This is a genomic window from Vibrio sp. J2-4, from assembly GCF_021728155.1.
GTDB classification, from domain to species: Bacteria; Pseudomonadota; Gammaproteobacteria; order Enterobacterales; family Vibrionaceae; genus Vibrio; species Vibrio diabolicus.
Genome location: NZ_JAKKCN010000001.1, coordinates 37,652 through 53,018, shown reverse-complemented (window position 1 = coordinate 53,018; position 15,367 = coordinate 37,652). Strand labels below are relative to the sequence as shown.

Sequence of the window (15,367 nt, the reverse complement as noted above, 5' to 3'; positions counted from 1 at the left end):
TGGTTAAGTGACTTTCTGGAACTCAAATCGGACACGTGATTTTGATTTGAGTTCATTACACACATTACAAAAGTAACTCGCAGCACCGCATGCTTGCAGCTTCTCCAGCTCCGCCTCACAATCAGGGCAAAAACCTACTTTTTTAAAATCCGATTCACACTGTGCACAATGGTATTGTCCTGTCCATTCCAGTTCGACATTGCAAGTCGGGCAAATGTTCTGCTGCATATCCCGTTCCTCTCTCTAAACTAAGCAATTTCGAGTAACGCATGCTACTCAAAATAACGAACAAGTATGTTGATCTTCATCACCGCCCCAACAAGTTTCACGAGGCGCTAACCATACTTGATAAGTAGGATCTTATACTGATCGTCTGATATTTACTCCTTGATCAGCGATCACCCCTTAAAAGAATATTTATATAACCACACACCGAAAGCATAAGTTACATATTCTGCATTCCAATTTAAGGCAGAATAAAAAACCTAATTTGAATTTAATTAAACTAAAAATTAGAATTTAATAAAAAGATCTTATTCAGAAAGCAGTGTTTACATTGGTGTGCATTTCGATAGTTTGAGCGTCGAGCTCAACGAGTTTAACTTGGATAAAAGCAAACTCATTTAAATGGCTCGCATGCGTTCCACCACAAGGGATTACCGCTAATTGACCTTCCCCTAAATCGCACTTCCAATAGCGAGAATCAGTTAATCTATCGCCGTGGCATTCCATGGTGATCATCGCATCTCTTTGAAGCCACTCAACCAGTTGGCCATTCACTTTTTCTGCAATCGCCTGGAGGTCATTCAGCATATCTGCACTGTTTAATCCTCTTTTACGGAGTGTTTTGCCTAAACGGTACGTATCGAGGCACTTGTCTGGAGTAACATAACTCGTAACTTGTGCATAGCTATTAAAGTCATAATAACCATGTGGGTCTTTGCGGTCTGCGTCTTTTCGCCAATAGTCTTCCGCTAGCACTTTATTCAACGCCAAATACGCTAAGTGTCCTGCAGTGTGGCCTCGGCTCAAAGCATTTTGATAGTCTTTATCTACCGCTAATGTCACCAAGTCATTAATTGCAAGTGATTCCGTACGTGATAAAACATGCACGACGACAAACACCCAACCTTCAGCATCACGCTTTACAGGGATGTCACTACCCACATACAGAGCACCACTTTTCTGCTCTACTGCGCCCACTTGGCAATCTATCACTTCATGCTCAGCCCCATTCACCTTCAACGTTCCTTTGTCTGCAGGGTGATCCGGCCATATGTGACTAACGGGATGGAACGGCGTGACATCTGTAATAACGTAAGTCACTTCTTCCGTAGATTGAACGAGCTGTATTTGTGCTTCTAATTGCCATGTTTGATGACAAAAACGAGTCTTTGTTGCTGTGATAGTCATTTTTACGATTACTTTTGATAAAAAAATACCCAAGTAGAAACTTGGGTATTCGAATTTCATTATTTATTGCGGTTTTTCACCATCGACATCATACGCTTACGTTTACGCTCTTGTGATAGCGTAAGCTTATTCGTACGGTTCTCGTATGGGTTATCACTGTTGTGGAAGTTAATGCGAATCGGTGTTCCCATAATTTCCAGAGACTTACGGAAGTAGTTCATTAGATAACGTTTATACGAATCTGGCAATTCACGAACCATGTTACCGTGGATAACAACGATCGGTGGGTTGTAACCACCTGCGTGTGCGTATTTGAGTTTGATACGACGACCACGAACCATTGGCGGCTGGTGATCATCCACTGCCATCTTCATGATACGCGTCAGTACTGACGTACCCACACGCGTTGTCGCCGAGTTATATGCTTCTTGGATAGATTCAAACAAGTGACCAACGCCAGTACCGTGCAGCGCAGAGATAAAGTGGATACGCGCGAAATCGACGAATCCTAGACGGCGGTCCAGTTCTTTCTTCACGCTTTCTTTCACGTCACTGTCTAGGCCATCCCACTTGTTAACGGCGATGACAATTGAGCGGCCAGCATTCAGTGCAAAACCAAGCAAGCTTAGGTCTTGGTCTGAAATATTTTCACGTGCATCAATCACCAGTAGAACGACGTTTGCATCTTCTACCGCTTTCAGCGTCTTAACAACAGAGAACTTTTCAACCGTTTCATTGATACGACCACGGCGACGAACACCTGCGGTATCAATTAGTACGTATTCGCGTCCATCACGCTCCATCGGGATGTAGATAGAATCACGCGTCGTACCAGGCATATCGTATACAACCACACGTTCTTCACCCAGAATACGGTTAGTCAGTGTCGATTTACCTACGTTAGGACGACCGATGATCGCCAACTTAATCGGCTGCTCTTGAAGGCGCTTGAATTCAGCTTCTGCGTCTTCTTCAGTGTAATCTTCAACAAGAGGCTCTTCGTCTTCGAATCCAGTCAGGTCTTCAATCTCACCTTCTTCAGATTCACTTGTTAATAGATCATCAAAGAATGGAGATAAAGCACGCTCAAGCAAAGCGGTCACACCACGGCCATGAGCGGCCGCAATCTGGTACATATCATCCACGCCGAGCTGCCAAAAATCAGCACACGCCGCATCGGCATCAATACCATCTATTTTGTTTACCACCAGCATCGCTGGCTTTTCAATTTTACGCAGATGCGCAGCAATTGCTGCATCTGAAGGAGTCAGACCAGCACGACCGTCAACAAGGAACAATACAACATCAGCCTCATCAATCGCGGCTAATGACTGTTCTGCCATCTTTGTTTCCACGCCTTCTTCTGTGCCATCAATACCGCCGGTATCAATCACAATGAATTCGTGCTCTTCACCAAGTCTCGCCTGGCCATACTTACGGTCTCGCGTTAGGCCTGGAAAGTCCGCAACCAACGCGTCACGAGTGCGAGTCAATCGGTTAAATAGTGTAGATTTACCTACGTTCGGACGCCCTACTAGAGCTACAACAGGTACCATAACAACCTCTACAATAATCTTTCTTCTGTAGTTATAGGTAACGACTTGCTCGATGCCAAATCAAACCAGCTTTTTACCTATAACCACGTCAGGGTTAATAAATTCAAACAACAAAACGGCTCCTAGCTGTCACCAGCCAGGAGCCGAATGTGAATTATATCACGATATTATTCGTTAATGGTTAGTTTCTTTACATCGCCGTTGCGAGTTGTAATCACATAACCATCCGACAATAACGTCGGGCCAACGGCCAAGCCGCTATCATCGATAAACTGCTGTGCAACAAATTCGCCCGTTGAGCGATCCATCCAGTGAAGGTAACCAAGCGTGTCACCGACAACGAGATAATTGCCGACAATAACTGGCGCTGTAAGTTGTCGGTGCTCAAGCAAGCTGTTTTCCCACAACTCAGTCCCACTTCGTGAATCAACGGCAACAACATGATCTTTTTCCGTTATCACAAAGATGCGGCTACCATCTGTAGAAATGTCTGTTGCAGATGAGTAATTACGCTTCCAAATCGGGTTCGCTGAACGCAAATCAATGGCTATAAGTTGGCCATTGTATCCAATGGTGAAAAGAGTACCGCCTAGCACAATTGGCGATGAATCAACGTCAACCAAACGATCAATTTCTGTCGCGCCTTTTGGCGTACCAACAGGCTGTTGCCAAATCAGCTGACCACGCTCAACGATAGCAGCTGCGAGTCGGCCATTTGCCGTTCCCCAAAATACACCGCCGCCAATTGCAGTCGGAGTACTGTCGCCACGTAAAGTTAGGTTCGGCACTTCTGTACTCAATGCCCAGCGTTGCTCACCTGTACTCTCATTAAGGGCAATCAACATGCCTCGGCTAGTATTGATGATAATAAGGCCTGAATCTGCAACTGGCTTCGCCAGTACCTCACCACCAACTTTCACACGCCAAACAACTTCACCTGTTTCTTGGTCAAGAGAGATGACTTCACCATTCTCAGAGCCAATATAAAGGTTTCCGTATGCTGCTGTGATACCACCAGAGAGACGAGCAATGACATCTTCTTCTAGGTCCGTTTGCCAACGTTGTTTACCGTTTTCAGGATCCAGCGCTTTTACTAAGCCATCGCGACTTGCCACGAACAATGTATCATTCGCAAATACAGGGGATAGCTTTGAAAAGTAATGACCAACACCATCGCCAACCGATGTGCTCCACTCACTACTGGTTGTAAATTCACTGTCTACCTGAGGTAGTGGCGCCATTACAATGGTATCTTTCTCACCAGCACAACCGGCAAGCACTCCCATTGTTAACACCCCTAACAAGGCTTTGTTAAAGACTCTTTTCATCCAATGCGGTCCTTATTTCGCCAGATCGTCCAATTTCATTTGTAGTGTCGGGCTTGCGTCTGCCGCTTGCTGAGCTTCAGTATACGCAGCGTATGCGGCATCTTTGTCACCTTGGCGAATCGCAATATCGCCACGAAGTTCAGCAATACGACCTGTCCATGCTGCATCAGTGACGTTACTTAGCTCTGCCGTTGCAGCGTCGAAGTTACCCATTTCCGTTTCAATGCGCGCAATGCGGTAACTAATCAATGGTAACAGCGCAGCATCTTGAGTGTTGCTTTGCGCCCACTTCAATTGCTCTAATGCAGCAGAAAGATCTTGAGCTTCAACTTGCGCTTTAGCAAGTTGAAGCGCAGCCAATACTGAATATTCTTTTACTTCATTTGACTCAATGAAAGCTTTCACGTCAGCTTGAGCATCAGTACCTTTATCTTGCAAAGCATTCATTGCTGTCGTGTAGCTTTGAGAAGCTGCTTCACTCGCCTGAATCACAGAATCCTGGTAGTAACGCCAGCCAAATAGACCACCTAAGCCAACAACCGCACCGATGATGACGGCTTTGCCGTTTTCCTTCCACCAGTCTTTAATGGCTTCAACTTGTTGTTCTTCAGTATCGTAAAGTTCCACTTCCTGTCCTCTTAAAACATGTAAATGGCAGCTTAGCTGCCATTGTTCCTATTTCGTTTAAAGGCTCCACATTTGGGAGCCTTAGCTTACGAACTAGGATGTAATTTTGTTAGATTACTAAAAGACTTAAATCAGTGCTGCGATCTTTTCTGCAACTTCGGCTTGGTTGTAAGTCTCTTGCTCACCACCAGCCAAGTCTTTCAGTACTACGGTGTTATCCGCAACTTCGTTTTCGCCCAGAACCAATGCTACTACAGCACCAACTTTGTCTGCGCGTTTAAACTGTTTCTTGAAGTTACCGCCACCGAAGTGATTCATCACACGAACGCCAGGGATAGACTCACGAAGCTGCTCTGCTAGCTTCATTCCTGCCATCATGGTGCCTTCGCCTGCTGTTACTACGTAAACATCCACACTGCGACGAACGTCTGTTAGTTCTAGTGTTTCTAGCATCAGAACAAGACGCTCTAGGCCCATTGCAAAGCCAACTGCTGGTGTTGGTTTACCACCTAATTGCTCTACAAGACCATCGTAACGACCACCGCCACAAACGGTGCCTTGAGCACCTAGGCTCTCAGTGATCCATTCAAATACCGTACGGTTGTAGTAATCCAGACCACGAACTAGACGTTCGTTAACTGTGTATTCGATACCTGCGGCGTCTAAAAGTTCACATAGACCTGCGAAGTGTGCTTTAGATTCTTCACCTAAGTAATCTGAAAGGCGAGGTGCATCACCTAAAATAGCTTGAACGTCAGGGTTCTTCGTATCCAGAACACGCAGTGGGTTCGTGTGCATGCGACGCTTACAATCTTCGTCTAGCACATCAATATGTTGCTCAAGGAATGCAACCAGTGCAGTACGGTAGTCTGCGCGGTCTTCTTGAGAACCGATAGAGTTCAGCTCAAGACGAACATGTTCATTGATACCTAGCTCACGCCATAGTCGAGCCGTCATCATGATAAGCTCTGCATCAACATCTGGACCATTTAGACCAAACACTTCGACACCACACTGGTGGAATTGACGGTAACGACCTTTCTGCGGACGTTCATGGCGGAACATAGGCCCCATGTACCACAGACGCTGTTCATCACGGTTGATAAGGCTATTTTGAATACATGAACGTACACAACCCGCCGTACCTTCAGGGCGAAGTGTTAGGCTGTCGCCGTTACGGTCATCAAAGGTGTACATTTCTTTTGAAACGACGTCTGTTTCTTCACCAACAGCGCGGCTGAATAGGTTTGTTTCTTCAACGATTGGCATGCGCACTTCGTTATAACCGTATGCGCTAATTACATTTTTCACTGTGTTTTCTAGTTTTTGCCACAGTGGCGACTGAGTTGGGAGGCAATCGTTCATGCCTCGAATTGCTTGAATTGTTTTTGCCACAATACTTACCGTAATTCTCGTTGAGATTAATCTTGTACTTTAACTTCGATGCGGTTTTCGCCATTCATCATGGCGGCTTTCGCACGGATCTTAGCTTCTAGCTGATTCACAAGGTCATCGTTATCAAAGCGTTCTTTCTGGCGTTTACCATCTTCGTAGAATGCGCTCTTCTTGTTACTACCTGCTAGACCTAAGTGAGATACTTCTGCTTCACCAGGGCCGTTTACCACACAACCGATGATAGACACATCCATTGGCGTGATGATGTCTTCTAAACGCTGCTCAAGTGCGTTCACCGTGCCAATTACATCAAATTCTTGGCGCGAGCAACTTGGGCAAGCAATAAAGTTGATGCCTCGAGAGCGAATGCGCAGAGATTTAAGGATATCGAAACCGACTTTGATTTCTTCAACTGGATCGGCAGCCAAAGAGATACGCAGCGTATCGCCGATCCCTTCAGACAACAGCATACCTAAGCCAACAGATGACTTAACAGCGCCAGCGCGAGCACCGCCCGCTTCTGTAATCCCCAAGTGAAGAGGCTGATCGATTTTCTTCGCTAGCAGACGGTATGAATCCACCGCAAGGAATACGTCTGAAGCTTTCACGCTAACTTTAAATTGGTCAAAGTTAAGACGATCGAGATGATCTACGTGACGCATCGCCGATTCAACCAAAGCTTCTGGCGTTGGTTCACCGTATTTCATCTGTAAATCTTTTTCCAAAGATCCACCGTTGACACCAATACGGATTGGGATGTTTTTATCGCGAGCACAGTCAACAACAGCGCGAATGCGCTCTTCATTGCCAATGTTACCTGGGTTGATGCGTAAACAGTCAACACCGTACTCCGCCACTTTCAGCGCGATACGATAGTCGAAATGAATATCAGCCACTAATGGTACAGAAACTTGCTGTTTAATTAGTTTGAAAGCTTCTGCTGCGTCCATGGTAGGTACAGAAACTCGAACGATATCTGCACCGACTTTTTCTAGTGCTCGGATTTGAGCGACTGTCGCTTCTACGTCAGTCGTGCGAGTGTTAGTCATTGACTGTACGGCAATTGGCGCACCATCACCAATTGGCACATCACCCACATAAATACGCGTCGATTTACGACGAATAATTGGAGATTCGTGTTGCATAATTTTTTATAACGGTAGAGTGAATCTAGCTACTTTGCCTGAAGTATACCCAGAAAGGTCGACAGGTTCACTTGCAAATGTCATTGTAACCCCTTCCGGTGCGCCTAATATCACTTTAAACGGCGCTTTTCCGGTAAGTTCTACATCTTGTCCTGGTTTATGAGTACCACTTACCAGCGTTTTACCATTGGTGTCTTTTACTTGAATCCAACAGTCCGCTTTAAACTTCATAGTAAGAAGTGTCATGCCTTCAGGTACGACTGGCGCAGGCTGTTCCTCTTCCGCAGTTTCAATCACGGCAACAGGTTCTTCAGAATCTACGCTTGTTGTATTTTCAGTTTCAGCAAGCAGAGGGGCGCTACCCTGCTCGACTGATACTTCACTCGTTTCAACAACATCATTACTTGTTGAAACAACGTCTTCAGGAGTACTTGCGATTAACTCCTCAGCCGTCATTAAATCGATATCAGCTAATTCTTGCGCTGTGGGCTTCGGCGCTTCAACACTTGAATCCGTAACTTCCTTCGTTAGGCTATTCTCTTGCTGGTTTTGCCACCACCAAGCTGCAGAAATACCAATAATGACCAACCCGATAACCCAAGTCAGGAGCATGATACGGCTATTGTGCTTCTCATCTTTTGTTTTGCGAGAGAAACTCTGCATTTCAATTTCTTGCTCTTGTGGCTGTACATCTGCTGTCTGCTCTAACGCAGTCAAAACCATCTTCTCATCAAGGCCCACGAACTTCGCGTAAGAACGCAAGTAACCACGCGTAAATGTCGCAACTTGTTGAGACTCAAATCGGTTATTTTCAATATCTTCAATAACAGAAACGCGAAGCCTCAGGCGATCAGCAACTTGCTTTTGACTCATCCCAAGAGATTCGCGTTTGTTTTTCAGTAATGTGCCAGCTTCAATAGAAAGTGGCACTTCATTCGTATTTTCGTGTTCTGTCATAATGGTGGTATTTAATCTGTTTTAGTGGCTAACGTGGTTATGTATTTTCGTTATTGTTCTTAAGCCTCTTTAAAAGATAGCTAGCCTAAACGCGTTAACCAAAATAATAATTTTAAGAAACTCTCAGCGATTTGAGTGTGAATACCCGTTTTGCAAAAATCAGCAAAGCGTATGTGAGAAAATGCTGAGAATTATCGGTGTCATCGTTAATGTCACATATCATGATAAGCGAATGTGTAACGAAGACAAAAACTCTTTACACTCAAACTAACAGATAGCTCAAGCTTTTGTCCAAACTTTGACAAAGGAATTCGAAATTATACCCAAATAACCTCGAGTTGGAGAGTTGTCGTCATAAATCTTGGCAGAAATGCTCTTATCGCTAAACAAAATAGCCAGAGCAAATGGCTCTGGCTATTTTTGAATTCCGGTCGTTTATACCGCTTTTACTTCAATGGTATCAGCACCGCGCGACGCTTTTAACATTGCAGTACGTTTAGTTCGGTCAATCACATCACCGACTAACTGACCACACGCTGCATCAATGTCATCGCCACGAGTCTTACGAACCGTTACTGTATGCTCATATTGCATCAATGTTTTTTGGAAGCGATCGATACGTGAGTTACTTGGTTTCTTGTAAGGGGAACCTGGGTACGGGTTAAACGGAATCAAGTTAATCTTACATGGTGTGTCTTTCATCAGCTCAGCCAGTTCACGAGCATGGTCCATGTCATCATTCACATGATCAAGAAGTACGTACTCAACCGTTACCTTACCGCGGTTTGCATTCGATGAAGCGATGTAACGACGAACTGATGCTAGGAAATCTTGAATATCCCAACGATCGTTAATTGGCATGATTTCACTACGCAACTTATCGTTTGGCGCATGAAGGGAAATTGCCAACGCGACATCGATTTTGCCTGTCATCTGATCAAGACCAGAAACCACACCTGATGTAGATACTGTCACACGACGTTTTGACAAACCAAAGCCAAGGTCGTCCAGCATTAGCTCTAATGCCGGGATCAAGTTCTTCATGTTTAGAAGCGGTTCACCCATCCCCATCATCACGACGTTAGTAATTGGGCGGCGACCTGTTTCTTTCTCAAGACCAATTTCACGTGCAGCACGCCACACCTGACCGATGATCTCTGAAACTTTCAAGTTACGGTTAAAGCCCTGCTGTGCTGTTGAGCAGAACTTACATTCCAACGCACAACCTACTTGAGAAGACACACAAAGCGTTGCACGATCATCTTCTGGAATGTAAACCGTCTCTACATCCTGATCACCAACGTTCATCGCCCACTTGATCGTACCATCAGAAGAGTGCTGAGCTTCTGCGACTGTTGGTGCCTTGATTTCGCACTTGTGTAAAAGCTTTTCGCGCAGCTTCTTGTTAATGTTTGTCATTTTTTCGAAGTCATCTACACCGAAATGGTAGATCCACTTCATAACCTGATCGGCACGAAACGCTTTCTCGCCGAGTTCTTCTGCGAAAAACTGACGCATGCCTTTGCGATCAAAGTCGAGTAGATTGATTTTTTCAGTGGTCATGTTGCCTCTCAATGACTGAAACAAGAATAAGGGCGCGAATTGTACAGCCTTTATGCAGCTACAACAAGGGGTGTAAAACCCTGAGTTTGCTAAGGCATTAAAATCAAAATGATTAAATTTTAAGCACCCCTTGCGCTATAAGTGGCTATTACACTATCAAAAGTAAAAGCGTAGAGATCGTAAAGGGAAAAGACTAAAAATAACTCACGTTACTGGGCTTTAAAGCCCATTATATAGTCAGACTAGTTAGCGTGTAAGAGATCACTTATGCAGTCAACATTGCCACTCAACTTAGGTATATAAAATGAAAAAGCCTCGGAAAGTTCCGAGGCTTTTCTGTATCAGAGTATCACTAACAAGTGAAGTATCACGCCTAATTAGCGAGAGAAAACCTCTGACTCCGGGAAGAAAAACTCAATTTCACGCGCTGCAGATTCAGGGCTATCGGAACCATGAACTGAATTGTGACGCATGCTAAGTGCGTAATCAGCACGCAAAGTGCCGCATGCTGCTTCCTCTGGGTTAGTTTTACCCATCAGTTCACGGTAACGTGCAATCGCATTTTCACCTTCCAGTACCTGAACCATAATAGGACCAGATGTCATGAACTCTTTTAGTGGAGGGAAAAACTCTTTGCCTTCATGCTCTGCATAAAAACCGCTTGCCTGATCTTCAGTCAGGTGAACCATTTTAGCAGCGACAATACGTAGGCCAGCCTTTTCAATACGGTTATAGATTTCACCAATTAGGTTTCGCTCTACCGCATCCGGCTTAATGATTGAAAATGTTCTTTCTAGAGCCATAAAATTTCCTTTCTGTACTTGTAATAATAGTTGTGTTTTTAAAGTGACTTACTGGGTAAGAGCAGCACTCAAACAAGGAGTGCCGCAATCAATCTTATTTACCAGCTTGCTCATTGAGGAAACGAGCAAGTGTACGAACGCCCATACCCGTAGCTCCCGCAGCCCATTTATCAGACGCGGCTTTACGGTATGTACCCGCACAGTCGAAGTGCAACCAGCCTTTTTTGTAGTCTTCTACGAAGTAAGACAAGAATGCTGCTGCTGTGCTTGCACCAGGAGAGTAGTCACCAGAACTGATATTCGATAAGTCAGCAAAGTTTGACGGCAGCATTCCACGGTGGAAGTCAGCAAGTGGTAGCGGCCATAAACCTTCTTTTTCTTGGTTTGCCGCAGTGAGCGCTTGATGCGATAACTCGTCATCGAAACTCATTAATGCGTGATAATCATTACCCAACGCATTCTTCGCCGCACCTGTTAGTGTTGCACAATCAATGATTAACTCAGGCTTTTGCTCACTGGCGTAGATAAGACCATCAGCAAGCACTAAACGACCTTCTGCATCGGTGTTCATGATTTCAACGGTTTTACCGTTTTTATAGGTGATGATGTCGCCAAGCTTGAGTGCGCGACCAGAAACCATGTTCTCTGCACAACAAAGGATCAGTTTTACACGCTTGTTCAAACCACGAAGAATCGCCAGTGCAAGACCACCGGTGATGGTGCCTGAGCCACCCATGTCTGCTTTCATTGCGCTCATGAAGTTAGAAGGCTTCAAGCTGTAACCACCCGAATCAAAGGTGATACCTTTACCGACAAGACACGCGAATATTGGTGCGTTCTCGTCACCTGTCGGGTTGTAGTCTAGCTGGAGCATCGCAGAAGTACGCTCCGAACCACGGCCTACGGCGTAAATACCTTCCCAACCTTCTGCCAACAAGTCTTTGTCTTTGACGATACGAGCTGTCACTGTGCCTTTAGGCGCAACAGATTTGATGAATTCAGCGGCCATTGTCGCTAGCTGACGAGGGGCAACTTCTTCTGCGGTTTTATTGATGATATCGCGGGTAAAATCAGTCGCGGTAATACGCGCTTGAAGCTCTGCTTGATCTTCTTCAGACAATGCAGACCACTCAACTGAGCCATGTTTTTTGGGGTTACGGTAACCTTGGTGGAAAGCCCAAACGCTCTCTAAATCCCAGTTATCACCGGAAAGAAAAATAGAACGAATTCCTTGGCCATCTAGCTGACGAGCTGCACGTTGAATTGCACCAAGATCGTGACCTTCACCTAAATGAATGGTTGCGCCGTTTTCAGCGAATGAAAGCAGTGCTTTTTCACCCCAATGTGGTGCTGCCGACTCTTGACTTAAAAATACAGACATCTGTGTAGACATGGTTTCTCCTTGTCTTATAGCAGCGTTGCCTACGCTGCTTCTTTTTAATAACTCACGGATGTTAGCATTATGTAGGGCAAAAATGTCAATTGGATAAAAAAACGGACCTAAAGGTCCGCTTTTTTTAGTAAGAATTGTTAACTAGGCTGTGTTTTACAGACTTAGTCTGCTTCATCCATCCAGCACATGATAACGGCTTCCAGAATCTTTTCGTTACAATGGTTTGGGTCATCTTCAAACTCATCTAACTCCATGATCCATTGATGAAGATCGGTAAAACGCACCGTTTGCGGATCAACATCTGGAAACTTGTCACAAAGTTCAATCGCGATATCGCGAGAATCTGTCCATTTCATTGCTCATCTTCCTTTTGCTTCTTCCCTATATTGGGAAGATAGTTTTAGTGATCTTCTGAAGCGTGGTTTAGCGTGTACTTAGGAATTTCTACCACTAAGTCTTCATCAGCAATTTTCGCCTGACACCCTAGACGTGATTCAGGCTCTAGACCCCACGCTTTATCCAGCATGTCGTCTTCCAGCTCTTCACTTTCTTCTAGCGAATCAAAACCTTCACGGATGATCACGTGGCAGGTGGTACAAGCACATGATTTTTCACACGCATGTTCAATACCGATACCATTTTTTAGCGCTACGTCCAGAACGGTTTCACCAGTGTTTGCTTCCAACACTGCGCCTTCTGGGCACAAATCGTCGTGTGGTAATACAATAATCTTAGGCATAACTACTTATCTCTTATATATCGTCTACTGATTGACCTGACAGCGCAGCTCGAATCGATTTATCCATACGGCGCGATGCGAAACCTTGGCTCGCTTTATCGGTATCTTTAATGCCTTGCTCAATCGCATCTGCATCATCACCATTACGCAGCTCAATCAAGGCTTCGATGGCTTTTATCAGGTCTTGTTTCTCTTGTTCTGATAGTAGTTCGTCACCATCAGCTTGCATGGCTGCAATCAAGCCTTCTATCACACGGTCGGCCTCAACACGCTGTTCAGCTAGCGCACGAGCTTGCATGTCTTCTTTAGCGTGAGTCATTGAATCACGCAGCATATCCGCCACTTCATTATCGCTTAACCCGTAAGAAGGTTTTACTTGAATCTCTGACTGAACAGCGGTGCTCTTTTCCATTGCCGTAACAGAAAGAAGGCCGTCAGCGTCAACTTGGTAAGTCACGCGAATATGTGCCGCACCCGCCGCCATCGGTGGAATGCCTTTCAATGAGAAACGAGCCAGTGAACGACAATCATCAACCATTTCACGCTCACCTTGTACCACATGAACACTCATGGCCGTTTGGCCATCTTTGAATGTGGTAAATTCTTGCGCACGCGCAACAGGAATCGTGGTATTGCGAGGGATGATCTTCTCAACCAAACCACCCATGGTTTCAATACCAAGCGACAGTGGGATCACGTCAAGAAGTAACATTTCTGAATCAGGCTTGTTACCCGCTAGAATGTCGGCTTGGATACCCGCGCCGATTGCGACAACTTCATCAGGATTAATGCTTGTTAGCGGTGTGCGGCCAAAAAACTCGCCTACCATTTCACGAACCAGCAATGTGCGTGTTGAACCACCAACCATGACAACTTCGAGTACTTCGTCTGCGTTAACATCAGCATCTTTTAATGCACGACGACAAGACATTAGTGTTTTCTTCACTAATGGGCGAATCAGATCTTCGAACTGCTCACGAGTAACGGTGCCCTTCCAGCCAAACACGTCAACATCAACGCTGTCTTGCTCAGAGAAAGCAATCTTAGTCGCAGTAGCAATGTTCAGTAGCGTACGGTTTTTTTCAGCAGAAAGTGGGGCTTCGAGACCCGCTTGCTCCATTAGGTAATCCGCTAACAGATGGTCAAAGTCATCACCGCCTAAGGCAGAATCGCCACCTGTTGCTAATACTTCAAATACGCCTTTCGATAAACGTAGGATAGAGATATCAAAAGTACCGCCACCTAGATCGTAAACCGCAATCACACCTTCTTGGCCTGAGTCTAGGCCATAAGCAATTGCCGCGGCGGTTGGTTCGTTAAGCAGACGGAGAACATGAAGACCAGCTAATTTCGCGGCGTCTTTCGTACCTGCACGCTGAGCATCATCAAAGTAAGCAGGAACAGTGATCACAACACCCGCTAACTCACCACCTAACGTTTCTTCTGCTCGCTTACCTAGCGCTTTTAGAATGTCCGCAGATACTTCAATCGGGTTTTTGTCACCTTGAGGCGTTTGCAGGATCGGAAGACCATTTTCACTCTCTCTAAAACGATAAGGAAGTGAAGAGTAACGGGACTGAATGTCCTTTAATGAACGACCGATCAAACGTTTTACAGAGATAATAGTGTTCTCTGGTTCAAGCTCTGCTTTGGCTTTGGCTTCGTGGCCAACCGTTAACGTTTCCTCAGTGTAATTAACGACTGAAGGTAAAATAGTACGGCCCTGCTCGTCCGCAAGTGGAGTTGCATCGCCGCTACGTACAGAAGCAACCAAAGAGTTGGTAGTACCTAAGTCGATACCCGCTGCTAACTTATGCTCATGAGGTGCCGAGCTTTGGCCCGGTTCTGCGATTTGAAGTAGTGCCATGATAGGTCCTTGTCACGCTAACTAGCCGAGGAGTTTGTCTTCGACTAGTTCAATTTCGTTCTTTAGTTTGGCAATGAATTTTAGCTTACGAACTCGGTCTGCGGCTTCAGCCCAAAGACCATCATCAAGCTCTTGCTCGACGCTTGCCAGATGCTGTTTGTACATTTTGCTGACCTTAGAATCGAAGTCAAAAAGCGCCGATTCAGGATCGGTGCTGTCAGCAATTTCTTCCAGTTCTTCGCGCAGCTCCATTTGCTCCATTAAGAACATTGGATCTTGCATTGTCTGCTGTTCACCTCGGATCTCAACTCCCTGCTCTGCGAGGATGTACTCGGCACGGGAGATAGGATTTTTCAGAACTTGATAGGCATCGTTGATTTGCGCTGCCTTTTGCACCGCCATCAAACGGTCACGTTCAGATCCCGTTGCAAAGTTATCCGGGTGGAAGCGTTTTTGTAGTTCTCGGAACTGAGAAGAAAGAAGGCTACCATCCAGCTTAAACTGACTTGGTAGCCCAAATAATTCAAAGTGATTCATTAAGTTCGGGTCCTAGTAAAGCCTTCCGGACTCGCTTGCCCAGA

The 15,367-nt window shown here is 45.4% G+C and carries 15 protein-coding genes; all 15 read right to left on the bottom strand.

The features are described 5' to 3' along the window. Positions 1-3: 3 nt before the first annotated feature. Positions 4-228, bottom strand: a complete 225-nt coding sequence (locus L3V32_RS00255) for a zinc ribbon domain-containing protein (RefSeq protein ID WP_047010185.1) — start codon at positions 226-228, stop codon at positions 4-6. Positions 229-537: 309 nt separating this feature from the next. After that, positions 538-1,413 carry an alanyl-tRNA editing protein gene (locus L3V32_RS00250; protein ID WP_134647842.1) on the bottom strand — a complete coding sequence of 292 codons (876 nt, stop codon included), beginning with the start codon at positions 1,411-1,413 and terminating at the stop codon, positions 538-540. Between the two features lie 59 nt (positions 1,414-1,472). Next, positions 1,473-2,969, bottom strand: a complete 1,497-nt coding sequence (gene der, locus L3V32_RS00245) for a ribosome biogenesis GTPase Der (RefSeq protein ID WP_005391527.1) — start codon at positions 2,967-2,969, stop codon at positions 1,473-1,475. 167 nt (positions 2,970-3,136) lie between these two features. Next, a complete protein-coding gene (bamB, locus tag L3V32_RS00240) occupies positions 3,137-4,297 on the bottom strand; it encodes an outer membrane protein assembly factor BamB (RefSeq protein WP_006741881.1) in 1,161 nt (386 codons plus the stop codon). A 12-nt stretch (positions 4,298-4,309) separates the two neighbouring features. Beyond that, positions 4,310-4,924, bottom strand: a complete 615-nt coding sequence (locus tag L3V32_RS00235) for a YfgM family protein (protein WP_005391529.1) — start codon at positions 4,922-4,924, stop codon at positions 4,310-4,312. A gap of 126 nt (positions 4,925-5,050) precedes the next feature. Further along, a complete protein-coding gene (gene hisS, locus L3V32_RS00230; protein ID WP_046874336.1) occupies positions 5,051-6,319 on the bottom strand; it encodes a histidine--tRNA ligase in 1,269 nt (422 codons plus the stop codon). Between the two features lie 26 nt (positions 6,320-6,345). Further along, positions 6,346-7,464: a flavodoxin-dependent (E)-4-hydroxy-3-methylbut-2-enyl-diphosphate synthase gene (gene ispG, locus L3V32_RS00225; protein WP_005391537.1), complete on the bottom strand. Its 1,119-nt coding sequence runs from the start codon at positions 7,462-7,464 to the stop codon at positions 6,346-6,348. Between the two features lie 6 nt (positions 7,465-7,470). Beyond that, positions 7,471-8,421: a cytoskeleton protein RodZ gene (gene rodZ, locus L3V32_RS00220; RefSeq protein WP_145474397.1), complete on the bottom strand. Its 951-nt coding sequence runs from the start codon at positions 8,419-8,421 to the stop codon at positions 7,471-7,473. Positions 8,422-8,856: 435 nt separating this feature from the next. Beyond that, complete coding sequence (locus L3V32_RS00215) at positions 8,857-9,984, bottom strand: bifunctional tRNA (adenosine(37)-C2)-methyltransferase TrmG/ribosomal RNA large subunit methyltransferase RlmN (RefSeq protein ID WP_005391540.1); 1,128 nt, start codon at positions 9,982-9,984, stop codon at positions 8,857-8,859. 377 nt (positions 9,985-10,361) lie between these two features. Next, complete coding sequence (gene ndk, locus L3V32_RS00210; protein WP_005391542.1) at positions 10,362-10,787, bottom strand: nucleoside-diphosphate kinase; 426 nt, start codon at positions 10,785-10,787, stop codon at positions 10,362-10,364. A 94-nt stretch (positions 10,788-10,881) separates the two neighbouring features. Next, the gene (gene pepB / locus L3V32_RS00205) at positions 10,882-12,180 is read right to left on the bottom strand and encodes an aminopeptidase PepB (protein WP_005391544.1); all 1,299 of its coding nucleotides are present in this window, start codon (positions 12,178-12,180) and stop codon (positions 10,882-10,884) included. A gap of 161 nt (positions 12,181-12,341) precedes the next feature. Beyond that, positions 12,342-12,536: a Fe-S cluster assembly protein IscX gene (iscX, locus tag L3V32_RS00200; RefSeq protein ID WP_005391546.1), complete on the bottom strand. Its 195-nt coding sequence runs from the start codon at positions 12,534-12,536 to the stop codon at positions 12,342-12,344. 44 nt (positions 12,537-12,580) lie between these two features. Next, positions 12,581-12,919, bottom strand: a complete 339-nt coding sequence (gene fdx, locus L3V32_RS00195) for an ISC system 2Fe-2S type ferredoxin (RefSeq protein WP_005391548.1) — start codon at positions 12,917-12,919, stop codon at positions 12,581-12,583. 13 nt (positions 12,920-12,932) lie between these two features. Then, positions 12,933-14,786 (bottom strand): Fe-S protein assembly chaperone HscA, encoded by a 1,854-nt coding sequence (hscA, locus tag L3V32_RS00190; RefSeq protein WP_237283622.1) that lies wholly within the window; start codon positions 14,784-14,786, stop codon positions 12,933-12,935. Positions 14,787-14,807: 21 nt separating this feature from the next. Then, complete coding sequence (gene hscB / locus L3V32_RS00185; protein WP_012842113.1) at positions 14,808-15,323, bottom strand: co-chaperone HscB; 516 nt, start codon at positions 15,321-15,323, stop codon at positions 14,808-14,810. Positions 15,324-15,367: the final 44 nt, after the last annotated feature.

Bases quoted from the DNA above. Each gene is read 5' to 3' on its own strand.
- iscX (WP_005391546.1), bottom strand. From the start codon at position 12,536: ATGAAATGGACAGATTCTCGCGATATCGCGATTGAACTTTGTGACAAG.
- hscA (WP_237283622.1), bottom strand. From the start codon at position 14,786: ATGGCACTACTTCAAATCGCAGAACCGGGCCAAAGCTCGGCACCTCAT.
- L3V32_RS00255 (WP_047010185.1), bottom strand. From the start codon at position 228: ATGCAGCAGAACATTTGCCCGACTTGCAATGTCGAACTGGAATGGACA.
- ispG (WP_005391537.1), bottom strand. From the start codon at position 7,464: ATGCAACACGAATCTCCAATTATTCGTCGTAAATCGACGCGTATTTAT.
- bamB (WP_006741881.1), bottom strand. From the start codon at position 4,297: ATGAAAAGAGTCTTTAACAAAGCCTTGTTAGGGGTGTTAACAATGGGA.
- fdx (WP_005391548.1), bottom strand. From the start codon at position 12,919: ATGCCTAAGATTATTGTATTACCACACGACGATTTGTGCCCAGAAGGC.
- ndk (WP_005391542.1), bottom strand. From the start codon at position 10,787: ATGGCTCTAGAAAGAACATTTTCAATCATTAAGCCGGATGCGGTAGAG.
- L3V32_RS00250 (WP_134647842.1), bottom strand. From the start codon at position 1,413: ATGACTATCACAGCAACAAAGACTCGTTTTTGTCATCAAACATGGCAA.
- der (WP_005391527.1), bottom strand. From the start codon at position 2,969: ATGGTACCTGTTGTAGCTCTAGTAGGGCGTCCGAACGTAGGTAAATCT.
- rodZ (WP_145474397.1), bottom strand. From the start codon at position 8,421: ATGACAGAACACGAAAATACGAATGAAGTGCCACTTTCTATTGAAGCT.
- pepB (WP_005391544.1), bottom strand. From the start codon at position 12,180: ATGTCTACACAGATGTCTGTATTTTTAAGTCAAGAGTCGGCAGCACCA.
- L3V32_RS00215 (WP_005391540.1), bottom strand. From the start codon at position 9,984: ATGACCACTGAAAAAATCAATCTACTCGACTTTGATCGCAAAGGCATG.
- hscB (WP_012842113.1), bottom strand. From the start codon at position 15,323: ATGAATCACTTTGAATTATTTGGGCTACCAAGTCAGTTTAAGCTGGAT.